Origin of the sequence: Streptomyces sp. NPDC049887 (assembly GCF_040656535.1) — a bacterium.
In the GTDB taxonomy this organism is placed as follows: domain Bacteria; phylum Actinomycetota; class Actinomycetes; order Streptomycetales; family Streptomycetaceae; genus Streptomyces.
On the sequence record NZ_JBFAMM010000017.1, the window covers coordinates 1 to 25,699 of the forward strand.

Below are 25,699 nucleotides of genomic sequence, written 5' to 3' on the forward strand. Positions count from 1 at the left end.
AGCCGCAGGGGGTAGACGCTCTCGCGATCGACCACTCCCCGGAGGGCGATGACCAGCGTGCGGTCGATGGTCCGGCAGTAGGAGATGGCCGGTGGCGGCCGGGGTGCTCGCCGTCCGCCCCACGCCCCGGACGGCCGTCGCATGGCTCCCGCCGGACGAGCTGTGGCCCCCGATCCAGCACATCCGCCGTGAGCACGACCGGCAGATCCTGCGCTGGCCACCGCACGTCAACCTGCTCTTCGGCTTCGTCCCGGAGTGCGACTTCGAGCGGGCGGCGCCGCTGCTGTCCGCCGCGGCCTCCGATACCCCCCCTTTCACGGCGCGACTCGGAGGGGTGCGCAGCTTCCGGCACCGGGAGGACTCCACCGTCTGGCTCGACCCGGCGGCGGACGGAGCGAAGCCGTGGGACCGGCTGCACGGGGCGCTCGCCGAGCGCTTCCCCCGCTGCACGGGCCGCACCGACGGCTTCACCCCGCACCTCTCGCTCGGTCGGACCCGCCACGCGCACGAACTCGCGGCCCACTGCGAGGCCCTGCTCGGCAGCGTGACGGCGCGCGTGGGCGACATCGTCCTGCTGTCGCGGCGCGGTGACGAGCCCATGCGGGTGCGGGCGAGGGTGGGCCTCGGCACCGGCGAGGTGCACTGGGAACCCGAGGAGAGCGACGCGGCCGCGCCGGCCGTGGAGGATTCGGACCGCGCGGAGCACGCCCGGCGCACCACTCGGCGCATCGCCGAGGCGCTGGCCGACGGCGTCGTGCACCTCGCCGGCTCGCGGCGCATGGGCTGTGCGCTGCCCGGCGCGGACCTCGACCTGGTGGCCGCGCTGCCGGGCACGACCGGGCCGGGAGAGGTGCGGGCCCGGCTCGCCGCGGCCCTGCCGGAGGCGGAGGACGTGCGGGAAGTGGTGGGGGCGCGGGTACCGGGCCTGCGGCTGCGGGTCGGCGGGCTGGCCGTCGATCTCGTCCTGGTGTCCACCGGACCGATGGACCCGGACGAGGCCGTCGCCCGCCGGACCGAGCTGGGCGATGCCGCGGCCGTCGCGCTCAGCGCCGTCAGCGACGCCGATGCCGTACTGGAGCTGGCGGGAGCGCGTCGGGAGGCGTTCGTGCGGCTGGCCCTGGAGGTCAAGGCGTGGGCGAGGGCACGCGGACTGGACTCGGCCCCGTTCGGCGGGCTGCCCGGGCTGGCGTGGGCGCTGCTGTCCGCCCGTACGGTGCGCGAGGCCGGGGAGCTTCCCCCCACCGGGCTGCTGGGGCGGTTCTTCGCGACCTGGGCGGTGGCCGACTGGAGCGAACCCGCGGTGCTCACCCCGACGGCGCCGGTCCGCTCCTGCACCGCGCAGATCGGCCCCGGCTTCCGAGAGCTGCTGGCCCAGGAGCTGTACCGCGCCTGGGAAGTCGTGGACGCGGCCGTTCCCGATGCGACCGCCCCGGCCGGCCGAATGTCCGCGGTTCTCCCCCGGCCCGAGTTGCGGGCACCACCTCCCCTGCACCGGAGGCACGCCGCCTGGGCCGTACTGACCGTGCCCAGGGGCCCGGACGAGGGCAGGGTCCGGGGCCGGATGCGCGCGCTGATCACGGCGCTGGAGGAAGCGGGTGCGGCGGACGTCCACGCCTGGCCCCACCCGTTCGCCTCCGGCCCCGCCGAGCTCCGTTACGCGATCGGGCTCGGCGCCACTCCCCCGGACCGCGCCGGTCTGGCGAGAATCTCCGAGCGCTGGCTGCGCGGGCTGTCCGGCACCTCCCTGAGCTGGGCCGACTGCGGCGACGTGCCGACCCTCCGGGCCCTGCCCACCCCTGCGGACGGGGTGTGACCCGCGCCGGACCCGGCTTCCGTCCGCTCACCCCGGGGACCGGCGCGTCACGCGGTGATCCACGAGCGGCAGCACCCAGGCCCTCCCCCCGAAGGCGTGGCCGTGCCGGACCGGGCCCGTCGCCCGGCCAAACCGGGGCCGAGGCGGCGCGCCGGGACACGCCAAGAGGCCCCGCACCTCACGGTGCGGGGCCTCTCGCTTGCAGCTCGCTGCGGAGCTACCAGGTCAGACCGTCGAGGAACTTACTTGACGATCTTGGTGACCTGGCCGGCGCCGACGGTCCGGCCACCCTCACGGATGGCGAACTTCAGGCCCTCCTCCATGGCGACCGGCTGGATCAGCTGGACGGACATGGTGGTGTTGTCGCCCGGCATGACCATCTCGGTGCCCTCGGGGAGGGTCACGACGCCGGTCACGTCCGTGGTACGGAAGTAGAACTGCGGGCGGTAGTTGTTGAAGAACGGGGTGTGACGACCACCCTCGTCCTTCGACAGGATGTAGGCCTGGGCCTCGAACTCGGTGTGCGGGGTGACCGAGCCCGGCTTGATGATGACCTGGCCGCGCTCGACGTCCTCGCGCTTGATGCCGCGGAGGAGCAGACCGACGTTCTCACCGGCCTGGCCCTCGTCGAGCAGCTTGCGGAACATCTCGATGCCGGTGACCGTGGTGGTGGTCTTCTCCTGCTTGATGCCCACGATGTCGACGGTCTCGTTGACCTTGAGGACACCACGCTCGATACGACCGGTGACGACGGTGCCACGACCGGTGATCGTGAAGACGTCCTCGATCGGCATCAGGAACGGCTTGTCGACGTCACGCTCGGGCTGCGGGATCGCCTCGTCGACGGCGGCCATCAGGTTCAGGACCGACTGGCCCCACTCCTTGTCGCCCTCGAGAGCCTTGAGCGCCGAGACCTTGACGACCGGAACGTCGTCGCCCGGGAACTCGTACTCGGAGAGGAGCTCACGCACCTCGAGCTCGACGAGCTCCAGGATCTCCTCGTCGTCCACCATGTCGGCCTTGTTCAGGGCGACGACGATGTACGGAACGCCGACCTGGCGGGCCAGGAGCACGTGCTCCTTGGTCTGCGGCATCGGGCCGTCGGTGGCGGCGACCACGAGGATGGCGCCGTCCATCTGGGCGGCACCGGTGATCATGTTCTTGATGTAGTCCGCGTGACCGGGGCAGTCGACGTGGGCGTAGTGACGCGACTCGGTCTGGTACTCGACGTGCGCGATGGAGATGGTGATACCGCGCTGGCGCTCCTCAGGAGCCTTGTCGATCTGGTCGAACGCCGAGGCCTCGTTCAGGTCCGGGAACGCGTCGTGCAGCACCTTGGTAATGGCGGCCGTGAGGGTCGTCTTACCGTGGTCGATGTGACCGATGGTGCCGATGTTGACGTGCGGCTTAGTCCGCTCGAACTTCGCCTTCGCCACTGGGGTCCTCCTGTGGAGTGGTTCTGTACGCCTTACTCATCGGCGCCAGGGTGATCTTTGCTGGTGGTGCCGACCGCCGGGACGAGCCTCACGGGTTCGCGGGGAGCGCCCCGACGGTTCGGCGTCAAGCCTAAAGCGTGTACTCGGGTGAGTTACTCGCCCTTGGCCTTCGCGATGATCTCCTCGGCGACGTTCCGCGGAACCTCGGCGTAGGAGTCGAACTGCATCGAGTAGCTTGCGCGACCCGAGGTCTTGCTGCGGAGGTCGCCGACGTAGCCGAACATCTCCGACAGCGGCACCAGGCCCTTGACGACGCGGGCACCGGCACGCTCCTCCATGGCCTGGATCTGGCCACGGCGGGAGTTGATGTCACCGATGACATCGCCCATGTAGTCCTCGGGCGTGGTGACCTCAACGGCCATCATCGGCTCGAGGAGAACCGGGGACGCCTTGCGCGCGGCCTCCTTGAAGGCCTGCGAACCGGCGATCTTGAACGCGAGCTCGGAGGAGTCGACCTCGTGGTAGGCACCGTCGAGAAGCGTGACGCGGACGCCCGTCATCTCGTAGCCGGCGAGGATGCCGAACGACATCGCCTCCTGGCAGCCGGCGTCCACGGAAGGGATGTACTCCTTCGGGATACGGCCACCGGTGACCTTGTTCACGAACTCGTAAGCGGCGTCGCCGCCCTCGATCGGCTCGACCGCGATCTGCACCTTGGCGAACTGACCGGTACCACCGGTCTGCTTCTTGTGGGTGTAGTCCACGCGGTCCACCGACTTGCGGATGGTCTCGCGGTACGCGACCTGCGGCTTGCCGACGTTGGCCTCGACCTTGAACTCGCGCTTCATCCGGTCGACGAGCACCTCGAGGTGAAGCTCGCCCATACCGCCGATGACGGTCTGGCCGGTCTCCTCGTTGGTGTGCACCTGGAAGGAGGGGTCCTCCTCCGCGAGACGCTGGATGGCGACACCCAGCTTCTCCTGGTCGCCCTTGGACTTGGGCTCGATCGCGACCTCGATGACCGGCGCCGGGAAGTCCATGGACTCCAGGATGACCGGGTTCTTCTCGTCCGCGAGCGTCTCACCGGTGGTGGTCTGCTTCAGGCCCATGACGGCGACGATGTCACCGGCGCCCACCGAGTCGATCTCCTCACGCTTGTTGGCGTGCATGCGGTAGATCTTGCCGATGCGCTCCTTCTTGCCCTTGACGGAGTTCAGCACGGCGGTGCCGGACTCCAGGCGGCCCGAGTAGACCCGGACGAAGGTGAGCTTGCCCAGGTGCGGGTCGCTCATGATCTTGAAGGCCAGAGCGGCCAGCGGCTCGGTGTCGGCCGGCTTGCGGCGCACGACCTGCTCGGCGTCCTTGACGTCGTGACCCTCGATGGCCTCGACGTCGAGCGGCGACGGCAGGTAGCGGACGACCGCGTCGAGCAGGGGCTGCACGCCCTTGTTCTTGAACGCGGTGCCACAGAACACCGGGGTGACCGTGGTGCCCTTGCCCTTGCCGGAGGCGATGGTGATACGACGGATCGCGGCGTACAGCTGCTCCTCGGAGGGCTCCTGGCCCTCGAGGTACAGCTCCATGATCTCCTCGTCGTTCTCGGCCACGGCCTCGAGCAGCTTGCCGCGGTACTCCTCGGCAGCCTCGGTGTGGGTGTCCGGGATGTCGACGACGTCGTACATCTCGCCCTTGGCGGCCTCGGCGGACCAGACCAGGGCCTTCATGCGGACCAGGTCGATGACGCCCTTGAAGTCGGCCTCGGCGCCGATCGGGAGCTGCATGACGATCGGCTGAGCGCCCAGGCGGTCGCTGATCATGTCGACACAGCGGTGGAACTCGGCACCGGTGCGGTCGAGCTTGTTCACGAAGCAGATGCGCGGCACGCCGTAGCGGTCGGCCTGACGCCACACGGTCTCGGACTGCGGCTCGACGCCGGCGACGCCGTCGAACACCGTCACGGCACCGTCGAGCACACGCAGGGAGCGCTCCACCTCGACGGTGAAGTCGACGTGACCCGGGGTGTCGATGATGTTGATGGTGTGGTCGACGTCCTCGAGCGGCCAGTGACAGGTCGTCGCGGCGGACGTGATGGTGATGCCGCGCTCCTGCTCCTGCTCCATCCAGTCCATCGTGGCGGCGCCGTCGTGGACCTCACCGATCTTGTACGAAACACCGGTGTAGAACAGGATGCGCTCGGTGGTGGTCGTCTTGCCCGCGTCGATGTGGGCCATGATCCCGATGTTGCGGACCTTGGCCAGGTCAAGCGAAGTGGTAGCCATAAGGCTTTCGTCTTCTCTCGGTTCTCGATGGGGTTGCGACTACCAGCGGTAGTGCGCGAAGGCCTTGTTGGACTCGGCCATCTTGTGCGTGTCCTCGCGCTTCTTGACCGAAGCGCCGAGGCCGTTCGAGGCGTCGAGCAGTTCGTTCATGAGGCGCTCGGTCATGGTCTTCTCGCGGCGGGCGCGCGAGTAGCCCACGAGCCAGCGCAGGGCCAGCGTGGACGCGCGGCCGGGCTTGACCTCGACCGGGACCTGGTAGGTGGCGCCACCGACACGGCGGGACTTGACCTCGAGCGCCGGCTTGACGTTCTCGAGGGCGCGCTTCAGCGTGATGACCGGGTCGTTGCCGGTCTTCTCACGGAGGCCTTCCATGGCGCCGTAGACGATGCGCTCGGCGGTGGAGCGCTTGCCGTTCAGCAGGATCTTGTTGATCAGCGAGGTCACCAGAGGAGAACCGTAAACCGGGTCGATGATGACCGGGCGCTTCGGGGCGGGGCCCTTACGAGGCATTCTTACTTCTCCTTCTTGGCGCCGTAGCGGCTGCGGGCCTGCTTGCGGTTCTTGACACCCTGGGTGTCGAGGGAACCGCGGATGATCTTGTAGCGAACACCCGGCAGGTCCTTCACACGGCCACCGCGCACGAGCACGATGGAGTGCTCCTGCAGGTTGTGTCCCTCACCCGGAATGTAGGCCGTGACCTCGATGCCCGAGGTCAGACGCACACGCGCGACCTTACGGAGGGCCGAGTTCGGCTTCTTCGGGGTGGTCGTGAACACACGCGTGCAGACGCCGCGACGCTGAGGGGAACCCTCGAGTGCGGGCGTCTTGTTCTTCTCGACCTTGTCCTGCCGGCCCTTCCGGACCAGCTGCTGGATCGTAGGCACTACTTCTCCGGTTTCTGTGTGCCGTTAGTAAAGCTAACCTGGAACGTCGCCGACCCACGCGGTCGGGTGTGTCGAATACCGCGGACCCCCGCCGAAGGCGGAAAAGGCGCAGATTACGGTGGCCGATGCAGGCTCCCCGCACGGTTGTAGGCACGCACGAAGGCCAGGGCACACCCCAGGCACAAGGTCTGAGCGTACCTACCGCACCGAGTTCGGTCAAAACAAATGCAACGGGGAGCGACACGCCGGAACGGCCGCCGACGGGGTCCGATACCGCGGCCCCCCCCTCAGGCGGTGCGTCGACCGGTGCGTGGCGGCTCAGGCGGTGCGTCGGCCGGTGCGTGGCGGCCCGGGAACGGGGCGACACTGCCCAGGTGTGCGCACGCGGAGCACGCCGGCGCGACCGCCGCCTCGCCGGTGCCGCCCGGCTCCGCCCCGCCCCGTTGAGCCGGGCTCGGTTCGACGGGCCGGGCTACTCGTCCGAGAAGATCGCGTCGGCGGAAGGAGCGGTGACGGCTCGCCGGAGCCAGTGGCGCAGGGTCTCGGGATCGCCGCAGCCGGTGACGCGCTCACGAACCGTCTCGGTCACGGCGATACCGCGCTCCGCCAGGACGTCCAGGACGTCCTCGGCCGCGCGTCGCGCCTCACCCTCGGCACGGCCCTCGGCACGGCCCTCGTCGCGGAGTTCCTCGGAGAGGGGCGACTTGTAGAAAGAGAGGTCCACGGCCACCAGTTTCCTCCATGTCTCTGCGGCCGGGTAAGTGCCCAGGCCCTGTGCGATGAGTTCGACGATCGGGTTGGCGAGGGCTGCGGGCGTGTCCCGCAGCACATTGGTCATTGCCTTGAGTATGGCCCCGATGTCCGGATTCGCAGCCTGGGTGATCGCGGACAGTGTGGCGAGCGCGAGATCCTTGCGCACTTCGGCGGGGTCGGTGAGCACTGGCATGTTGTGCGGCCCCGCGACGAGCGGCTGCAGCGTGAGCAGCGGCCACTGGGGAGGGCCGAAGCGGACCGGCCGAGCCGCCCATTCGGCGGTCGCGCGATCCTGGCAGACGACCAGCAGCATCGGCTGCAGCCGGTACTTCGCGAGCAGGTACGAGGCGTAGTAGGCCCAGCTCGCGGGCTTGTCCGGGTCCTTTCTGCCCTGGGCCTCGACGGCGAGGAGGAACGGCTCGTCCCCTTCCGTCTCCAGCCTCAGCAGGGTGTCGACGCGTCGTTCGAGCGGGCGGGTCTCGGTGAGGTCGGTGGGCAGGACGGTGACCGAGGCGGGTGGGGCGAAGTCGACGCCGAGCACCTCGGACATCCCGGAGAAGAGGCCCGGGTGGTCCTGGAAGATGCGGTGCATCGCCTCGTGGGACGAGCTGACCATGAGAATTCCTGTGCAAGGAGCGGGCATACGGGAAGGCGCCAGGCGCCATTGGTACATGCAGAGGGCAAGTGCCAACGCGATGAGCGTAGTTGCGCAAGGGAGCCTGGATCAGGGCCGGTTGGCGAGGTTCACCCCAAGAGGTGACCGTGTGTGGACTTCCTGAGGCGGTCGCCGGGCCGGCGACTCGGTCCCGTCCCACTCCCACTCCCACTGGAGCTTCCGGGCGGCGAATGCCCGGTGCGGCGGCGTCAGCCGGCCGGCTGCGCCCGGACCATCGACAGCCCGGGGCGAACCTCTGCGATGGCGCGGCGAAGCCGTCGTCCATGTGGAGCACGGTCAGGCGGTGGTGCTCGGCGGTGAGCGCGATCAGGATGTCGACGGGGCCCGCCATGATGCCCGATGCCCGCCAGGCCCCGCTGCACAGCGATGGCCATCGGCCAAGGGCCGTCGAGCGCGGGAAATCCAGCCGAAGGTCCGGCCGAACGGAGCGACCAACGGCTCGCAGTCGCCCTCGGCCCGCGATCACCGCGCCACAGCACGCCGAAGGGCGGCCACCCGGAGGGTGACCGCCCTTGGCGTCAGACGTACGCCTTACTGGTTGTACGGACCGTAGTCGTAGTCCTCCAGCGGAACGGCCTGGCCGGAGCCGGTGCCGAACGGCGAGTAGTCGATGTCGTCGTAGCCGACGGCCGAGTACATCGCGGCCTTGGCCTCCTCGGTCGGCTCGACCCGGATGTTGCGGTAGCGGGCGAGGCCCGTACCGGCCGGGATGAGCTTACCGATGATGACGTTCTCCTTGAGGCCGATCAGGGAGTCCGACTTGGCGTTGATCGCCGCGTCGGTCAGGACCCTGGTCGTCTCCTGGAAGGACGCCGCCGACAGCCACGACTCGGTCGCCAGCGAGGCCTTGGTGATACCCATCAGCTGCGGACGGCCGGAGGCCGGGTGGCCGCCTTCCTGGACCACACGACGGTTCTCGTGCTCGAACTTCGAGCGCTCGACCAGCTCGCCCGGCAGCAGCTCGGCGTCGCCGGACTCGATGATCGTCACACGGCGCAGCATCTGCCGGATGATGATCTCGATGTGCTTGTCGTGGATCGACACACCCTGCGAGTTGTAGACCTTCTGGACCTCGCCGACCAGGTGGACCTGGACGGCGCGCTGGCCGAGGATCCGCAGCACGTCGTGCGGGTTGGTGGCACCGAAGGTGAGCTTCTGGCCCACCTCGACGTGGTCGCCGTCCCGCACCAGGAGCTTGGCGCGCTTCGAGATCGGGTACGCCGCCTCGTCGCTGCCGTCGTCCGGAGTGATGACGATCTTCTTGGTCTTCTCGGTCTCCTCGACCCGGACGATGCCGGCGACCTCGGAGATCGGGGCGACACCCTTCGGGGTACGGGCCTCGAAGAGCTCGACGACACGCGGCAGACCCTGCGTGATGTCGTCACCGGCCACACCACCGGTGTGGAAGGTACGCATCGTCAGCTGGGTGCCGGGCTCACCGATCGACTGGGCGGCGATGATGCCGACCGCCTCACCGATGTCGACCAGCTTGCCGGTGGCGAGCGAACGGCCGTAGCAGTACGCGCACGTACCGACCGCGGACTCACAGGTCAGGACCGAGCGGGTCTTGACCTCCTCGACGCCCGCGCCCACGAGCGCGTCGATCAGCACGTCACCGAGGTCGACGTTGGCCGGCGCGATGACCTTGCCGTCCACGACGACGTCCTCGGCGAGCATCCGCGCGTACACCGACGTCTCGACGTCGTCCGCCTTGCGCAGGACGCCGTCGGCGCCCCGCTCGGCGATCCGCAGCTTCAGACCGCGGTCGGTGCCGCAGTCCTCCTCGCGGATGATGACGTCCTGCGAGACGTCGACCAGACGACGGGTCAGGTAACCCGAGTCGGCCGTACGCAGGGCGGTGTCGGCGAGACCCTTACGGGCACCGTGCGTGGAGATGAAGTACTCCAGCACGGAGAGACCCTCGCGGAAGGACGCCTTGATCGGACGCGGGATCGTCTCGTTCTTGGCGTTCGACACCAGACCACGCATACCCGCGATCTGACGCATCTGCATCATGTTTCCGCGAGCACCCGAGTTGACCATCATGAAGATGGGGTTGGTCTTCGGGAAGTTCTCGTTCATCGCCTCGGCGACCTCGTTGGTCGCCTTGGTCCAGATCGCGATGAGCTCCTGCGTGCGCTCGTCCTTGGTGATCAGACCGCGCTCGTACTGCTTCTGGACCTTCTCGTCCTGCGCCTCGTAGCCCGCGACGATCTCCTTCTTCGCCTCGGGAACGACGACGTCGGAGATGGCCACGGTGACACCGGAACGGGTCGCCCAGTAGAAGCCGGCCGCCTTCAGGTTGTCGAGCGTCGCCGCCACGATGACCTTCGGGTAGCGCTCGGCGAGGTCGTTGACGATCTCGGAGAGCTGCTTCTTGCCGACCGTGTAGTCCACGAACGGGTAGTCCTCGGGCAGCAGCTCGTTGAAGAGCGCGCGGCCCAGGGTGGTCGTCAGCCGGAAGCTGTCGCCCTGCTGCCAGGGACCGGAACCGACGCCGTCGTCCCCGTCCTCGTCCACCGGCGGGGTCCAGCCGCGCGGCGGGACGGTGCCGATGGGGAAGCGGATGTCGATCTTCGCCTGGAGCGAGAGCTCCCGAGCGTCGAACGCCATGATCGCCTCGGCGGTGGAGTTGAACGCGCGGCCCTCGCCGCGCACCTCGCGCTCCTGCTCGTCCGTGGTGAGGAAGAACAGGCCAAGCACCATGTCCTGGGTCGGCATGGTGACCGGACGGCCGTCGGCCGGCTTGAGGATGTTGTTCGAGGACAGCATCAGGATGCGGGCCTCGGCCTGCGCCTCTGCGGAGAGCGGCAGGTGCACGGCCATCTGGTCGCCGTCGAAGTCCGCGTTGAACGCGGTGCAGACGAGCGGGTGGATCTGGATGGCCTTGCCCTCGACCAGCTGCGGCTCGAAGGCCTGGATGCCGAGGCGGTGCAGCGTGGGCGCACGGTTCAGCAGCACCGGGTGCTCGGCGATGACCTCTTCGAGGACGTCGTACACGACGGTGCGGCCGCGCTCGACCATGCGCTTGGCCGACTTGATGTTCTGCGCGTGGTTCAGGTCGACCAGGCGCTTCATCACGAACGGCTTGAAGAGCTCCAGCGCCATGGCCTTGGGCAGGCCGCACTGGTGCAGCTTCAGCTGCGGGCCGACGACGATGACGGAACGCGCCGAGTAGTCGACTCGCTTGCCGAGCAGGTTCTGGCGGAACCGGCCCTGCTTGCCCTTCAGCATGTCGCTCAGGGACTTCAGCGGGCGGTTGCCCGGACCGGTGACCGGACGGCCGCGGCGGCCGTTGTCGAACAGCGCGTCGACGGCCTCCTGCAGCATCCGCTTCTCGTTGTTCACGATGATCTCGGGGGCACCGAGGTCGAGCAGACGCTTCAGTCGGTTGTTGCGGTTGATCACACGGCGGTACAGGTCGTTCAGGTCGGAGGTCGCGAAGCGGCCACCGTCCAGCTGCACCATCGGACGCAGGTCCGGCGGGATCACCGGCACGCAGTCCAGCACCATGCCCTTGGGGCTGTTGCTGGTCTGCAGGAAGGCGGAGACGACCTTGAGGCGCTTGAGCGCACGGGTCTTCTTCTGGCCCTTGCCGGTACGGATGATCTCGCGGAGGCGCTCGGCCTCCTCCTCCAGGTCGAAGGACTCCAGGCGCTTCTGCAGCGCCGCGGCACCCATCGAACCGTCGAAGTACGTGCCGAAGCGGTCACGCAGCTCGCGGTAGAGCAGCTCGTCGCCCTCGAGGTCCTGGACCTTGAGGTTCTTGAAGCGGGTCCACACCTCGTCGAGACGGTCGATCTCGCGCTGGGCACGGTCGCGCAGCTGCTTCATCTCGCGCTCGGCACCCTCGCGCACCTTGCGGCGCACGTCGGCCTTGGCACCCTCCGCCTCGAGCTCGGCCAGGTCGGCCTCGAGCTTCTTGGCGCGGGCCTCCAGGTCGGCGTCGCGACGGTTCTCGACCTGCTGGCGCTCGACGGAGATGTGGGCCTCGAGCGAGGGCAGGTCGCGCGTGCGGCGCTCCTCGTCCACGTACGTGATCATGTACGCGGCGAAGTAGATGACCTTCTCCAGGTCCTTCGGGGCGAGGTCGAGCAGGTAGCCCAGCCGCGACGGAACGCCCTTGAAGTACCAGATGTGGGTGACGGGAGCGGCCAGCTCGATGTGGCCCATCCGCTCGCGGCGCACCTTGGCGCGCGTGACCTCGACGCCACAGCGCTCACAGATGATGCCCTTGAAGCGGACGCGCTTGTACTTGCCGCAGTAGCACTCCCAGTCCCGGGTAGGACCGAAGATCTTCTCGCAGAAGAGTCCGTCCTTCTCGGGCTTGAGCGTGCGGTAGTTGATGGTCTCCGGCTTCTTGACCTCGCCGTGGGACCACTGACGGATGTCGTCAGCGGTGGCCAGGCCGATCCGCAGCTCGTCGAAGAAGTTGACGTCGAGCACTATGCGTCAATCCCTCTCAGGGTCGTGTCTCAATCATGGTCTGTACGGGGTCCCGGGACCCGCCACCCCTGGTGAGGGGTGGCGGGAGGCCCGTCAGACCTCTTCGACGCTGCTCGGCTCGCGCCGGGACAGGTCGATACCGAGCTCCTCCGCGGCGCGGAAGACGTCCTCGTCGGTGTCGCGCATCTCGATGGACATGCCGTCCGAGGACAGCACCTCCACGTTGAGGCACAGGGACTGCATCTCCTTGATGAGCACCTTGAAGGACTCGGGGATGCCGGGCTCGGGGATGTTCTCGCCCTTGACGATGGCCTCGTAGACCTTCACGCGGCCGGTGACGTCGTCGGACTTGATGGTCAGCAGCTCCTGGAGGGCGTATGCGGCGCCGTATGCCTCGAGCGCCCACACCTCCATCTCACCGAACCGCTGGCCACCGAACTGAGCCTTACCACCCAGCGGCTGCTGGGTGATCATCGAGTACGGACCGGTCGAGCGCGCGTGCAGCTTGTCGTCGACCAGGTGGTGCAGCTTGAGGATGTACATGTACCCGACCGAGATCGGGTCCGGGAACGGCTCGCCGGAGCGGCCGTCGAACAGACGCGCCTTGCCGGACGGGAGGACCATGCGGTCGCCGTCGCGGTTCGGGATCGTGTGCTCCAGCAGACCCGCCAGCTCGTCCTCACGGGCGCCGTCGAAGACGGGGGTGGCGACGTTGGTGCGGGGGTCGACCTGGTCGGCACCGATGGCCTGCAGTCGCTGGGCCCACTCGTCGGCGAGACCGGAGACGTCCCAGCCCTGGCTGGCGAGCCAGCCGAGGTGGATCTCCAGGACCTGTCCCGGGTTCATTCGGGACGGGACGCCGAGCGGGTTGAGGATGATGTCGACCGGGGTGCCGTCCTCCAGGAACGGCATGTCCTCGATCGGCAGGATCTTGGAGATGACGCCCTTGTTGCCGTGGCGGCCGGCGAGCTTGTCACCGTCGGTGATCTTGCGCTTCTGCGCGACGTACACACGCACCAGCTGGTTCACACCGGGGGGAAGCTCGTCGCCCTCCTCGCGGTCGAAGACGCGGACGCCGATGACCTTGCCGGTCTCGCCGTGCGGCACCTTCAGCGAGGTGTCACGGACCTCACGGGCCTTCTCGCCGAAGATCGCGCGGAGCAGGCGCTCCTCCGGGGTCAGCTCGGTCTCGCCCTTCGGGGTGACCTTGCCGACCAGGATGTCGCCGGCGACGACCTCGGCACCGATCCGGATGATGCCCCGCTCGTCGAGGTCGGCGAGGACCTCCTCGGAGACGTTCGGGATGTCCCGGGTGATCTCCTCCGGGCCGAGCTTGGTGTCGCGGGCGTCGACCTCGTGCTCCTCGATATGGATCGAGGAGAGAACGTCGTCCTGCACGAGGCGCTGCGACAGGATGATCGCGTCCTCGTAGTTGTGGCCCTCCCACGGCATGAACGCCACGAGCAGGTTCTTGCCGAGCGCCATCTCACCGTTCTCGGTGGCCGGCCCGTCGGCGAGGACCTGGCCCTCGATGACCCGGTCGCCCTCGGAGACGACGACCTTCTGGTTGACCGAGGTGCCCTGGTTGGAGCGGGAGAACTTGGCGATGCGGTACGTGGTGTACGTGCCGTCGTCGTTGGTGACGGTGATGTAGTCGGCCGAGACCTCCTGGATCACACCGTCCTTCTCCGCCTTGATGACGTCGCCGGCGTCGGTGGCACAGCGGTACTCCATGCCGGTGCCGACGAGCGGGGCCTCCGCCTTGATGAGCGGAACGGCCTGGCGCATCATGTTCGCGCCCATGAGGGCGCGGTTGGCGTCGTCGTGCTCGAGGAACGGGATCATGGCGGTCGCGACCGACACCATCTGGCGCGGCGAGACGTCCATGTAGTCCACGTCCTCGGGCGACACGTAGTCGACCTCGCCGCCACGACGGCGGACGAGCACGCGGGCCTCGGAGAAACGCAGGTCGTCGTTGAGCGCGGCGTTGGCCTGCGCGATGACGAAGCGGTCCTCCTCGTCGGCGGTCAGGTAGTCCACCTCGTCGGTGACCTGGCCGCCCTCGACCTTGCGGTACGGCGTCTCGACGAAGCCGAACGCGTTGACGCGGCCGTACGAGGCGAGCGAACCGATCAGACCGATGTTCGGGCCTTCGGGGGTCTCGATCGGGCACATGCGTCCGTAGTGGGACGGGTGCACGTCACGGACCTCGAAGCCCGCCCGCTCACGGGACAGACCGCCGGGGCCCAGCGCCGACAGACGGCGCTTGTGGGTCAGGCCCGACAGCGGGTTGTTCTGGTCCATGAACTGGGACAGCTGGCTGGTGCCGAAGAACTCCTTGATGGAGGCGACGACCGGCCGGATGTTGATCAGGGTCTGCGGCGTGATCGCCTCGACGTCCTGGGTGGTCATGCGCTCGCGCACGACGCGCTCCATACGGGCGAGACCCGTACGGACCTGGTTCTGGATCAGCTCGCCGACGTTGCGCAGACGGCGGTTGCCGAAGTGGTCGATGTCGTCGGTCTCGACGACGATCTGCGTGCCGCTCTCGCCGACCGTCTCGGTCTCACCGGCGTGCAGCTTGACCAGGTACTTGATGGTCGCGATGACGTCGTCGGTGGTGAGCACGCCGGCGTCCAGCGGCTCGTCCGCGCCGAGCTTCTTGTTGACCTTGTAGCGGCCGACCTTGGCGAGGTCGTAGCGCTTCGGGTTGAAGTACAGGTTCTCGAGAAGGGTCTGCGCGGCCTCACGCGTCGGGGGCTCGCCCGGGCGCAGCTTGCGGTAGATGTCGAGCAGCGCGTCGTCCTGGCCCTGGGTGTGGTCCTTCTCCAGGGTGGCGCGCATCGACTCGTACTCGCCGAACTCCTCGAGGATCTGCTCGGTGGTCCAGCCGAGCGCCTTCAGGAGGACGGTGACGGACTGCTTGCGCTTGCGGTCGATGCGGACACCGACCATGTCGCGCTTGTCGATCTCCATCTCCAGCCAGGCACCACGGGACGGGATGATCTTGGCGGAGAAGATGTCCTTGTCGGACGTCTTGTCGATGGAGGAGTCGAAGTAGACACCCGGCGAGCGGACCAGCTGCGACACCACGACACGCTCGGTGCCGTTGATGACGAAGGTGCCCTTGTTGGTCATGAGCGGGAAGTCGCCCATGAAGACCGTCTGGGACTTGATCTCGCCGGTCTCGTTGTTGGTGAACTCGGCCGTGACGAAGAGCGGGGCGGCGTACGTGAAGTCGCGCTCCTTGCACTCGTCGATCGAGTTCTTGGGAGGCTCGAAGCGGTGGTCGCGGAAGGTCAGCGACATCGACCCGGAGAAGTCCTCGATCGGGGAGATCTCCTCGAAGATCTCCTCCAGACCGGACTTGGTGGGGACGTCCTGTCCGGACTCCAGAGCCGCCTCGACACGAGCCTTCCACGCGGCGTTGCCGAGCAGCCAGTCAAAGCTCTCGGTCTGCAGCGCGAGGAGGTTCGGAACCTCGAGGGGCTCCTTGATCTTTGCAAAGGAGATGCGCAGCGGGGCGGTGCTTGCGCCGTTGTTCGTATTCGCGGTCGAGGCGTTGCGCGAGGCGGCCAAGAGGGGGTCCTTCCGAGGGCTCGGACTCACTACGCGCGTACCGGTCCCAAGCCGGGCACAAAGACAGAAATCCCAGGTCAGGGCTATTCCGGTCAACGATGCTCGTGCGAGGGGATGCCCCTGGTGACGGGCAGGGGGCAGCTAACAGGCAGCGCAAAGGGTCAGTGTAGCCACTTGGCCCACTGATGTCCAGGGCGGGTAAACCGAGACCCTCGTTGTTCTCAACTCCGCGGTATGCCGTGCGCCGGGAGGCGCACACCGATACTGCCCGTTCGGTCGCCGATCCATGCCTCGAACTTGGACCGTTGTGACGACGCGTCCTGAGAATTGCGCGCTGCGTGCGGTTCGTCAAGGCCCCCCAGCCCAATCCTGGCTGCGGGGATCGTCACCTGGCGCACGGCGAAGATCACCTTACTCTCCGCAGCGGACATCGCAAGGCGCCCACCCGACGGTGGAGGGAACGCCGAAGGGCGACCACCCGAATGGATGATCGCCCTTCAGTGTGTGCGCGTTACAGCGCGGGAGTCAGAAGACTCGCAAGGTCACTTGACCTCGACGGCCGCACCGGCAGCCTTGAGGGACTCGGCGGCCTTGTCGGCGGCCTCCTTGTTGACCTTCTCGAGGACCGGCTTCGGGGTGCCGTCGACGAGGTCCTTGGCCTCCTTCAGGCCCAGGGAGGTCAGCTCACGCACGACCTTGATGACCTGGATCTTCTTGTCGCCGGCGCCGGTGAGGATGACGTCGAACTCGTCCTTCTCCTCGACGGCCTCGGCGGCAGCGGCACCGGCGCCACCGGCGGCGGCAACGGCGACCGGGGCGGCGGCGGTGACGTCGAACTTCTCCTCGAACGCCTTCACGAACTCGGAGAGCTCGATGAGGGTCATCTCCTCGAACTGCGCGAGCAGGTCTTCCTGAGACAGCTTCGCCATGATGGCGGTCCTTCCACTAAATCGGCTGGTGCCGGGTGTACATGTCGGCGGGCGTACGTTGGGCCCGCTGCGACCCGCGCGCTGGGCGGCGCGGATCAATGCGCGAGCCGAATTACTCGGCACCGCCCTGCTCGGCCTGCTTGGCGCGAAGCGCGTCCACGGTGCGGACGAGCTTCGACGGGAGCGCCTGGAAGAGCGCGGCAGCCTGGGACTGCTTGCCCTTCATGGCACCCGCCAGCTTGGCGAGCAGAACCTCGCGGGACTCGAGGTCCGCAAGCTTCTTGATCTCATCGGCGGACAGCGCCTTGCCGTCAAGGACACCGCCCTTGATGATGAGGTTCGGGTTCTCCTTGGCGAAGTCACGAAGACCCTTCGCCGACTCCACCGGGTCACCGGTGATGAAGGCGACCGCCGTCGGACCAGCGAACTGATCGTCGAGCGAGGTGATCCCGGCCTCGTTGGCCGCAATCTTGGTCAGCGTGTTCTTCACCACGGCGTACTGGGCGTTCTCACCGAGCGAACGACGCAGCTGCTTGAGCTGCGCCACGGTGAGACCGCGGTACTCGGTCAGCACGGCGGCGTTCGAGCTGCGGAACTTGTCCGTCAGCTCGGCGACCGCGGCGGACTTGTCGGGCCTCGCCATGAGCCTCGGCCTCCTTCCGGGTGATTCGGACCGCATGGGCTGAAGGAAGGAGACTGGGCAAAACGAAACGCCCCGGCGCAGGCGCACGGGGCGTGGCTCGACCGGACGGATGTCCGGGAGCTTCATCCACAGTCACCTGCGCGGGTCGTCCGCAGCTAGCGGATCCTTCGGCCGCCGAAACCCTCACGGGCACGGCAACGACCAGCGGTCTTTGGCTTCCGGGGAAGAGTACGCGAACGGATCGGCGTCAAGCAAATCGGGCGTCCGGACCGGCCTGAGCGGTGGAGGCGGGCGGCAGATCCTGCCGCCCGCCCCCACCCGGGGATGCCCGGACGCTCAGCCGTGCCGGCCGGGCCGTCAGCCCTCCAGGCCGGGGCCGCCCTCCGCACCCGAGCCCTCCAGCTCCTTGAACATCTTGAGGAGGTCGAAGGTGTCCTTCGCCGGCGGCGCCTGGACCGTGGCCGCGGCGCCGTAGTCGGAGTAGTTCGCCGTCATGGTCATCGTGCCCTGCGGCATCTTCATGCCGACCACCATCTTGGCCGGGTAGTCGTCCTCGTTGACCCAGACCTCGGTGTCGTAGCCCGTGATGCCGGCCTTCTTGACGTTGTCGACCAGCTGCTTGCGCTCCTCCGCGGAGAGCACGTCGAGGGACTTGTTGGCGTCGAGCATCTCCTGGAAGGTCAGCGTGCCCTTGTAGTGCTGCGTCTCGACCCCGTCGACCTTCTCCGCGCCGACGTGCTTGATGTTCGGCGAGCCGAGCAGCAGGGCGAGCTGCTGGGCCGGGTCCTGGTTCATGTTCTCCAGGCTGCCGGTCATCTGCTTCTGCAGCGCCTTGTCGCCGCTGGCCTCGGCGGCGGCCCTGAAGTCCATCTTCATCCAGCGCTTGCCGTCCATCTCGGCGGCCTGCTTGGCGCTCATCTCCACGTACATGGCCTGGTCCACCATGACCATGCGCACCTCGGAGGGCGCGTCCGGGTCGCCCGCGGTGAGCATCGAGCCCTTCACGGTGACGTCCATCACGCCGGGGCCCCAACCCTGCACACCGGACATCTCCATGGTGCCGCCGCCCTCCATGCCCGCCGGCATGGCCATGGTCATGCGGACCTTGGCGGACTTGGCGTCCGACGTCTTCTTGTAAGCGGCCTGGATCACCTTGGTGATCTCGCCCTGCGACTGGACGGCGGACCGCGGGGAGTCGGCGGCCTTCTTCTTCCCGCCCCCGTCACCGTCCTGACAGCCCGCGACACCCGCGACGACGGCCACGGCCGTCAGGGAGACGCCCACGCGCTTCCACGTCGACATACCCATGAATCCCCACCCCTGCTTTTCAGTTCTGTTGCGTCCGTGAAGTCAACCGAACGGTAACGCACCCCACCGACACCGTCGTAATGAACAACCGGCCCCCGCGCCTCGGGAAGAGGTGCGGGGGCCGGTCTCACCGTGTGCGAGCCGTCAGGCTCAGACCGCGGCCGGGTCCTCCTCGACGAGGAGGTTGCGGGTGCGGTTCGAGTCCAGCGGGATGCCGGGACCCATGGTGGTGGTCAGGGTCGCCTTCTTGATGTAGCGGCCCTTCGCGGCGGACGGCTTCAGACGGAGGATCTCCTCCAGCGCCGCGGCGTAGTTCTCCACCAGCTTGGTCTCGTCGAAGGAGACCTTGCCGATGATGAAGTGCAGGTTCGCGTGCTTGTCGACACGGAACTCGATCTTGCCGCCCTTGATGTCGGTGACGGCCTTGGCGACGTCCATGGTCACGGTGCCGGTCTTGGGGTTCGGCATCAGACCACGGGGACCGAGCACGCGGCCGAGACGGCCGACCTTGCCCATGAGGTCCGGGGTGGCGACGACGGCGTCGAAGTCCAGACGGCCCTTCGAAACCTCGTCGATCAGTTCGTCGGAGCCGACGATGTCGGCGCCCGCGGCCTCCGCGGCCGCAGCACGGTCACCGGTCGCGAAGACCAGGACCCGGGCGGTCTTGCCGGTGCCGTGCGGAAGGTTCACGGTGCCACGGACCATCTGGTCGGCCTTGCGCGGGTCGACGCCCAGGCGGAAGGCCACCTCGACGGTGCCGTCGAACTTGGTGGTGGCGGTGTCCTTCGCAATACGGACGGCCTCGAGCGGGGCGTAGTTGCGCTCCCGGTCGACCTTGGCGTCCGCGTTGCGGAGAGCCTTGCTGCGCTTCACTTCTTCTCCTGTGGTGTTTCAGGCGTGGAGTTCGTGGTCCGGGCCAGCGCCTGGCCCTGCCACTGAGGTCTCGGGGAGCTGATCAGCCCTCGACCGTGATGCCCATGGAACGGGCGGTGCCGGCGATGATCTTCTCGGCGGCGTCCAGGTCGTTGGCGTTCAGGTCGGGCATCTTGGTGGTGGCGATCTCGCGGACCTGGTCGCGCGTCAGCTTGGCGACCTTGGTCTTGTGCGGCTCGCCGGAGCCCTTGTCCACACCCGCGGCCTTGAGGATCAGCTTGGCGGCCGGCGGAGTCTTGGTGATGAAAGTGAAGGAACGGTCCTCGTAGACCGTGATCTCCACCGGCACGACCATGCCACGCTGCGACTCGGTCGCGGCGTTGTAGGCCTTGCAGAACTCCATGATGTTGACGCCGTGCTGACCCAGCGCGGGGCCGACCGGCGGAGCCGGGTTGGCGGCGCCGGCCTGGATCTGGAGCTTGATAAGCCCCGTGACCTTCTTCTTCTTGGGAGGCATTGCTCTCTCCGGGTCCAGTTGAGAGTTTGCTGAAACTGCATGACTTCCACCCGATCATCCGGATGGAGGCATACCGCACCACGATAACGGGTACCAGTGTGCGGCCAAAAACCGAGCAGGTCAGAGCCGCCGCGAGGGCCGCTCTGACCTGGTCGGAAGCTGTGGGGCGATCCGTCAGTTCTTCTGGATCTGGTCGAAGCTGAGCTCGACCGGCGTCTCGCGGCCGAAGATCTCGACGAGGCCCTTGACCTTCTTCGAGTCGGCGTTGATCTCGTTGATCGTGGCCTGCAGCGTGGCGAACGGACCGTCGGTGACGGTGACCGAGTCGCCGACCTCGAAGTCCAGGACCTGGACCTCGACCTTGCGGCTCGGCGCCGGCTTGCCCTCGGCCTCGGCGGCCTCGCGGGCCGCCTTCTCCTCCGCCTCCGGGGCGAGCATCTTGACGATCTCGTCCAGGGTCAGCGGGTACGGGTCGTAGGCGTTGCCGACGAAGCCGGTCACACCGGGGGTGTTGCGGACGACGCCCCAGGACTCGTTCGTCAGATCCATCCGGACGAGCACGTAACCGGGCAGCTTGTTCTGCCGGACGTTCTTGCGCTCGCCGTTCTTGATCTGAACGATCTCTTCCTCGGGCACCTCGGCCTGGTAGATGAACTCCTCGACGTTCAGCGAGACGGCGCGCTGCTCCAGGTTGGCCTTCACCCGCTTCTCGTAGCCGGCGTAGGTGTGGATCACGTACCACTCGCCGGGCAGCCCGCGCAGCTCCTCGCGGAGCGCGGCGACGGGGTCGGCCGGAGCCTCCGGCTCGGCCTCCTCGAGGGGCTGCTCGTCGGCCACGGCCTCCGCCGCCTCCGCGTCCTCGTCCACCTCGGCCACGGCCTCGGCTTCGTCGTCCACGTGGATCGCGGCCTGCTCCGCGGGTTCGCCCGCAGCGGCGTCAGCAGCCTCCGCCTGGTCCGGGTCGACGGAGTCCGCCGCCTCGACGATGTCGAGCGCGTCCTCAGCGGACTCGAGGCTGTCGCTCGGCTCAACGGCGTCGTTCAGGTTCGGGTCAGACACGGTGGCTGCTTCTTCCTGGATACAGATGGGGTGGAACATGCGAAAAAGGCGCCGGTCAGGCGCCCTCCGCGGGATCAGCCGAAGACGTACTTGACGGCTGCCTGGAAGCCATAGTCGATCACGGTCACAAGACCGATCATGATGACGACGAAGACGATCACCACGGTCGTGTATGTCGTCAGCTGGCTGCGCGTGGGCCATACGACCTTGCGAAGCTCGGCGACGACCTGCCGGTAGAACAGCGCCAGGCGGCCCAGGGGGCCCTTCTTCCCGCGCTTGCCACCCTTTCGGGTCTTCTTGCGGGACTCGGGCGCCTCGTCCTCGGCATCAGGCATGTCGATGGAGCCCACGGCGTCCGTCACGTCTCTCACCTGATTCCGGGTCGTGGCCGTGCCGCGCCCGGTCGAGCCGCACGGCGATGCATCGAAGTACGTACATGCGCACACATCCTGGCGAAGGTGTGTGTAGCAGGGCCGGAGGGACTTGAACCCCCAACCGCTGGTTTTGGAGACCAGTGCTCTACCAATTGAGCTACGACCCTTTGTGGTTCCCTCCAAACCTACCGCATCGGCGGTGGTGGTCCGTGAGGGCCAACGACCAGTGAGTGTACGTGGTCGGAAGCCGTGCGTCGAACAGATAGCTTCGAGGCGGTTCCTGTCCGCGTTCTGTCCGGACCCTGACACCCACCGCCCAACCCGCCAAACCCCCGTGCCCGGGCACTCCGCGTTCTGGGACGATGGACCGTATGAGCGCTGCAACTCCTCCCACCGAGCGCCGGGTCTCCGCCCGTATCGGCGCGATCTCCGAGTCCGCGACCCTCGCCGTCGACGCCAAGGCCAAGGCCCTCAAGGCCGCCGGCCGTCCGGTGATCGGTTTCGGGGCGGGCGAGCCGGACTTCCCGACCCCGGACTACATCGTCGAGGCCGCGATCGAGGCCTGCAAGAACCCGAAGTACCACCGCTACACCCCGGCCGGCGGCCTGCCCGAGCTGAAGAAGGCGATCGCGGAGAAGACGCTCCGCGACTCGGGCTACGAGGTCGACCCCGCGCAGGTACTGGTGACCAACGGCGGCAAGCAGGCGATCTACGAGGCCTTCGCGGCGATCCTGGACCCGGGCGACGAGGTCATCGTCCCGGCGCCGTACTGGACGACGTACCCGGAGTCGATCCGGCTCGCCGGCGGCGTCCCCGTGGAGGTCGTCGCCGACGAGACCACGGGCTACCGGGTGTCCGTGGAGCAGCTGGAGGCGGCCCGCACCGACAGGACGAAGGTCGTCCTGTTCGTCTCCCCGTCCAACCCGACCGGCGCGGTCTACAGCGAGGCGGACACCGAGGCGATCGCCCGCTGGGCCCTGGAGCACGGTCTGTGGGTGCTGACGGACGAGATCTACGAGCACCTCGTCTACGGCGACGCGAAGTTCACGTCGGTCCCGGCGCTGGTGCCCGAGCTGCGCGACAAGTGCATCGTGGTCAACGGCGTGGCGAAGACGTACGCGATGACGGGCTGGCGGGTGGGCTGGATCATCGGCCCGAAGGACGTCGTCAAGGCCGCGACCAACCTGCAGTCGCACGCCACCTCCAACGTCTCGAACGTGGCGCAGGTCGCCGCCCTCGCCGCGGTCTCCGGCGACCTGGACGCCGTCGCGAGGATGCGCGAGGCGTTCGACCGCCGCCGGCAGACCATCGTGCGGATGCTCAACGAGATCGACGGCGTGCTCTGCCCGGAGCCCGAGGGCGCCTTCTACGCGTACCCGTCGGTGAAGGGCCTGCTGGGCAGGGAGATCCGCGGGCAGCGTCCGCGGACCTCCGTGGAGCTCGCGGCGCTGATCCTGGAGGAGGCCGAGGTCGCCGTCGTTCCCGGTGAGGCGTTCGGCACGCCGGGTTACCTGCGGCTGTCGTACGCGCTCGGCGACGAGGACCTCGTCGAGGGCGTCTCGCGCATGCAGAAGCTGCTGGCGGAGGCCCGGGACTGAGCTCCCGTCGCCGCGGGACGACGTGAGGGGGCGGGCCCCGGCCGGACGGCCGGGGCCCGTTCCCCGTCCCGGGACTCCGCCTCCTCCCGGGACGCGGTTCTTCGTTCGGGCAAGGACCCGATCGGGGAAAGGGGCTGCCGTTCGGCCGGTGTCTGCGGCAAGATCCTTCAATGCTGTGCCCGTCAGGGGGACACCCCCCGAACCCCCCGAGAGTCCGCGATCTCAGCCTGCTGCCCAAGGCCCATCTGCATCTGCACTTCACCGGGTCGATGCGGCCCGGCACCCTGCTCGAACTCGCCGACAAGTACGGTGTGCACCTCCCCGACGCGCTGACCGGCGGCGAACCCCCGAAGCTCCGGGCGACGGACGAGCGGGGCTGGTTCCGCTTCCAGCGGCTCTACGACATGGCGCGGTCGTGTCTGCGGCAGCCGGAGGACATCCGGAGGCTGGTGCGGGAGACGGCCCAGGAGGACGTCAGGGACGGCTCGGGCTGGCTGGAGATCCAGGTCGACCCCACCTCCTACGCCCCGATGCTGGGCGGGCTGATCCCCGCCCTGGAGATCATCCTGGACTCGGTGGACGAGGCGGCCCGGGAGACGGGGCTGGGGATGCGCGTCCTGGTCGCCGCCAATCGCATGAAGCATCCGCTGGACGCCCGCACGCTGGCCCGGCTGGCCGTGCGCTACGCCGACCGCGGGGTGGTCGGTTTCGGACTCTCCAACGACGAGCGCCGCGGTATGGCCAGGGACTTCGACCGCGCGTTCGCGATCGCCCGCGACGGCGGCCTGCTGGCGGCACCGCACGGCGGCGAACTGACCGGCCCGTCGTCCGTGCGGGACTGCCTGGACGACCTCCACGCCTCCCGGATCGGCCACGGCGTCCGCGCGGCCGAGGACCCGCGGCTGCTGCGCAAGCTGGCGGAGCGCGGTGTGACCTGCGAGGTCTGCCCCGCGTCGAACGTGGCCCTCGGAGTGTACGAGAAGCCCGAGGACGTACCCCTGCGGACGCTGTGGGACGCGGGTGTGCCGATGGCCCTGGGCGCGGACGACCCCCTGCTCTTCGGGTCGCGGCTGGCGGCCCAGTACGAGATCGCCCGCCGCCATCACGGATTCACCGACGAGGAGCTGGCCGAGCTGGCCCGCCAGTCGGTCCGCGCCTCGGCGGCTCCGCAGCAGGTGCGGGACGAGTTGCTGGGCGGGATCGACGAATGGCTGAAGGACTGATCCGGCCGTCCCGCCGCACTCGGCCCCCGAGAGGTCGTGCCGGGGCCGGCCCTGGTGTCCCCGAGCCCGAACGCCCTTATTCCTGGTCCGCCACGCCCGCCGCGTGCACTCGCCGCGTGGCGCGGTCGTCCGGGTGCGTCCGGGTGCGCCCTGGGTGCGTCCGGTTCGCGGACGATGCCCCGCCCCGCGACGGCACGCGGGAACGGCGCGCGCCGCCCGCACGGGGACGACGCGGTCCCCTGCGCGGCCTCAGAGGCCGACGCCGACCGTCACCGGCTCGTTGACGAGAGTGACCCCGAAGGCGTCGCGGACTCCGGCGACCACCTCGCGGGCGAGCGCGAGAAGATCCTCGGTGGTGGCCTCGCCCCGGTTGGTGAGGGCCAGTGTGTGCTTGGTGGAGATCCGGGCGGGGCCGCTGCCGTAGCCCTTGGTGAAGCCGGCCTTGTCGATGAGCCAGGCGGCGGAGGTCTTGGTGTGCCCGTCACCGGCCGGGTAGGCGGGCGGGGTGACGTCCTCGCCGAGCCGCTCCCGGACCCGGCCGAGGAAGGTCTCGTACTCGGCTGCGGTCAGGATCGGGTTGGTGAAGAAGGAGCCGGCCGACCACGTGTCGTGGTCGTCGGGGTCCAGGACCATGCCCTTGCCGGCACGCAGCCTCAGCACCGCCTCGCGGGCCGCCGCCAGCGGTACGCGGTCGCCCTGCCCCACCCCGAGCACCCGCGCGGTCTCCGCGTACCTGAGGGGCGCGGACAGGCCGCCCGCGTCCTCCAGCCGGAACCGGACGCGCAGCACCACGTGGCGTTCGGGGTCGGCCTTGAAGCGGCTGTGACGGTAGGAGAAGCCGCAGTCTGCGTTCGGCACGACGACGGTCCGGCCGCTGCGGCGGTCGTAGGCGACGACCTCGGTGATGGTGCTGGACACCTCCTGCCCGTACGCCCCGACGTTCTGGATCGGGGTGGCGCCGGCAGAGCCGGGGATGCCGGAGAGGCATTCGAGTCCGGCCAGTCCGGCTTCGACTGTGCGGGCCACGGCGTCGGTCCACACCTCGCCCGCCGCGAGTTCCAGCTCACCGCCCTCCAGCCGGAAACCGGTGGTGGCGATGCGCAGCGCCGTACCGTCGAACCCCTTGTCCCCGATCACCAGGTTGCTGCCGCCGCCGATGAGGAGCAGCGGGGTCCCGGCGGCGTCCGCCTCTCGTACGGCGGCGATGACCTCGTCGTCGGTGGTGGCCGTGACGAGACGGGTGGCCGGACCACCCAGACGGAAGGTGGTCAGCGGGGCGAGGGGCGCGTCATGGAGTTCCAGCACGGGG

At 68.5% G+C, this 25,699-nt stretch carries 17 protein-coding genes, 1 tRNA gene and 1 pseudogene; 3 read left to right on the forward strand and 16 right to left on the reverse strand.

The window, feature by feature from the left end; all coding sequences use genetic code 11:
- Nucleotides 1-127: 127 nt before the first annotated feature.
- Nucleotides 128-1,813: pseudogene (locus AB0J10_RS20845) on the forward strand (2'-5' RNA ligase family protein); the annotation flags it as partial.
- A 242-nt stretch (nucleotides 1,814-2,055) separates the two neighbouring features.
- Here AB0J10_RS20845 and tuf read toward each other — a convergent pair.
- The 15 genes from tuf to AB0J10_RS20920 form a co-directional block, all read right to left on the reverse strand.
- Nucleotides 2,056-3,249: an elongation factor Tu gene (gene tuf, locus AB0J10_RS20850; RefSeq protein WP_017949669.1), complete on the reverse strand. Its 1,194-nt coding sequence runs from the start codon at nucleotides 3,247-3,249 to the stop codon at nucleotides 2,056-2,058.
- A gap of 152 nt (nucleotides 3,250-3,401) precedes the next feature.
- Complete coding sequence (gene fusA / locus AB0J10_RS20855) at nucleotides 3,402-5,528, reverse strand: elongation factor G (protein WP_363063670.1); 2,127 nt, start codon at nucleotides 5,526-5,528, stop codon at nucleotides 3,402-3,404.
- 39 nt (nucleotides 5,529-5,567) lie between these two features.
- The gene (gene rpsG / locus AB0J10_RS20860) at nucleotides 5,568-6,038 is read right to left on the reverse strand and encodes a 30S ribosomal protein S7 (RefSeq protein ID WP_100108597.1); all 471 of its coding nucleotides are present in this window, start codon (nucleotides 6,036-6,038) and stop codon (nucleotides 5,568-5,570) included.
- 2 nt (nucleotides 6,039-6,040) lie between these two features.
- The gene (gene rpsL, locus AB0J10_RS20865; RefSeq protein WP_003948652.1) at nucleotides 6,041-6,412 is read right to left on the reverse strand and encodes a 30S ribosomal protein S12; all 372 of its coding nucleotides are present in this window, start codon (nucleotides 6,410-6,412) and stop codon (nucleotides 6,041-6,043) included.
- Between the two features lie 472 nt (nucleotides 6,413-6,884).
- Nucleotides 6,885-7,781: a hypothetical protein gene (locus tag AB0J10_RS20870; RefSeq protein ID WP_363063672.1), complete on the reverse strand. Its 897-nt coding sequence runs from the start codon at nucleotides 7,779-7,781 to the stop codon at nucleotides 6,885-6,887.
- A 591-nt stretch (nucleotides 7,782-8,372) separates the two neighbouring features.
- The gene (locus tag AB0J10_RS20875) at nucleotides 8,373-12,287 is read right to left on the reverse strand and encodes a DNA-directed RNA polymerase subunit beta' (protein WP_363063674.1); all 3,915 of its coding nucleotides are present in this window, start codon (nucleotides 12,285-12,287) and stop codon (nucleotides 8,373-8,375) included.
- A gap of 93 nt (nucleotides 12,288-12,380) precedes the next feature.
- Nucleotides 12,381-15,866, reverse strand: a complete 3,486-nt coding sequence (gene rpoB / locus AB0J10_RS20880; RefSeq protein ID WP_336547207.1) for a DNA-directed RNA polymerase subunit beta — start codon at nucleotides 15,864-15,866, stop codon at nucleotides 12,381-12,383.
- Nucleotides 15,867-16,408: 542 nt separating this feature from the next.
- On the reverse strand, nucleotides 16,409-16,795 hold the full coding sequence (gene rplL, locus AB0J10_RS20885) for a 50S ribosomal protein L7/L12 (RefSeq protein ID WP_269728899.1): 387 nt from the start codon (nucleotides 16,793-16,795) through the stop codon (nucleotides 16,409-16,411).
- A 112-nt stretch (nucleotides 16,796-16,907) separates the two neighbouring features.
- A complete protein-coding gene (gene rplJ, locus AB0J10_RS20890) occupies nucleotides 16,908-17,438 on the reverse strand; it encodes a 50S ribosomal protein L10 (RefSeq protein WP_269728900.1) in 531 nt (176 codons plus the stop codon).
- 357 nt (nucleotides 17,439-17,795) lie between these two features.
- A complete protein-coding gene (locus tag AB0J10_RS20895; protein ID WP_363063677.1) occupies nucleotides 17,796-18,746 on the reverse strand; it encodes a hypothetical protein in 951 nt (316 codons plus the stop codon).
- 150 nt (nucleotides 18,747-18,896) lie between these two features.
- Nucleotides 18,897-19,619: a 50S ribosomal protein L1 gene (gene rplA, locus AB0J10_RS20900; protein ID WP_138053681.1), complete on the reverse strand. Its 723-nt coding sequence runs from the start codon at nucleotides 19,617-19,619 to the stop codon at nucleotides 18,897-18,899.
- Between the two features lie 82 nt (nucleotides 19,620-19,701).
- On the reverse strand, nucleotides 19,702-20,136 hold the full coding sequence (gene rplK, locus AB0J10_RS20905) for a 50S ribosomal protein L11 (RefSeq protein ID WP_006347265.1): 435 nt from the start codon (nucleotides 20,134-20,136) through the stop codon (nucleotides 19,702-19,704).
- 174 nt (nucleotides 20,137-20,310) lie between these two features.
- Entirely contained in the window at nucleotides 20,311-21,195 is an 885-nt protein-coding gene (gene nusG, locus AB0J10_RS20910) for a transcription termination/antitermination protein NusG (protein WP_363063679.1), read from the reverse strand.
- A 74-nt stretch (nucleotides 21,196-21,269) separates the two neighbouring features.
- A complete protein-coding gene (gene secE / locus AB0J10_RS20915) occupies nucleotides 21,270-21,557 on the reverse strand; it encodes a preprotein translocase subunit SecE (protein ID WP_093656441.1) in 288 nt (95 codons plus the stop codon).
- A gap of 106 nt (nucleotides 21,558-21,663) precedes the next feature.
- Nucleotides 21,664-21,736, reverse strand: a tRNA-Trp gene (locus AB0J10_RS20920).
- A 204-nt stretch (nucleotides 21,737-21,940) separates the two neighbouring features.
- Here AB0J10_RS20920 and AB0J10_RS20925 point away from each other — a divergent pair.
- Together AB0J10_RS20925 and AB0J10_RS20930 are read left to right on the forward strand one after the other, a co-directional pair.
- Entirely contained in the window at nucleotides 21,941-23,167 is a 1,227-nt protein-coding gene (locus AB0J10_RS20925) for a pyridoxal phosphate-dependent aminotransferase (RefSeq protein ID WP_363063681.1), read from the forward strand.
- 170 nt (nucleotides 23,168-23,337) lie between these two features.
- Complete coding sequence (locus AB0J10_RS20930; protein WP_363063683.1) at nucleotides 23,338-24,390, forward strand: adenosine deaminase; 1,053 nt, start codon at nucleotides 23,338-23,340, stop codon at nucleotides 24,388-24,390.
- Between the two features lie 249 nt (nucleotides 24,391-24,639).
- Here AB0J10_RS20930 and AB0J10_RS20935 read toward each other — a convergent pair whose 3' ends face one another.
- Nucleotides 24,640-25,695, reverse strand: a complete 1,056-nt coding sequence (locus AB0J10_RS20935) for a UDP-N-acetylmuramate dehydrogenase (protein WP_363063685.1) — start codon at nucleotides 25,693-25,695, stop codon at nucleotides 24,640-24,642.
- Between the last annotated feature and the right edge of the window lie 4 nt (nucleotides 25,696-25,699).

Coding starts and splice junctions, on each gene's coding strand:
- rplL (WP_269728899.1), bottom strand. CDS start 16,795: ATGGCGAAGCTGTCTCAGGAAGACCTGCTCGCGCAGTTCGAGGAGATG.
- AB0J10_RS20930 (WP_363063683.1), top strand. CDS start 23,338: ATGCTGTGCCCGTCAGGGGGACACCCCCCGAACCCCCCGAGAGTCCGC.
- rplJ (WP_269728900.1), bottom strand. CDS start 17,438: ATGGCGAGGCCCGACAAGTCCGCCGCGGTCGCCGAGCTGACGGACAAG.
- AB0J10_RS20895 (WP_363063677.1), bottom strand. CDS start 18,746: ATGGGTATGTCGACGTGGAAGCGCGTGGGCGTCTCCCTGACGGCCGTG.
- fusA (WP_363063670.1), bottom strand. CDS start 5,528: ATGGCTACCACTTCGCTTGACCTGGCCAAGGTCCGCAACATCGGGATC.
- rpsG (WP_100108597.1), bottom strand. CDS start 6,038: ATGCCTCGTAAGGGCCCCGCCCCGAAGCGCCCGGTCATCATCGACCCG.
- rplK (WP_006347265.1), bottom strand. CDS start 20,136: ATGCCTCCCAAGAAGAAGAAGGTCACGGGGCTTATCAAGCTCCAGATC.
- AB0J10_RS20925 (WP_363063681.1), top strand. CDS start 21,941: ATGAGCGCTGCAACTCCTCCCACCGAGCGCCGGGTCTCCGCCCGTATC.
- AB0J10_RS20870 (WP_363063672.1), bottom strand. CDS start 7,781: ATGGTCAGCTCGTCCCACGAGGCGATGCACCGCATCTTCCAGGACCAC.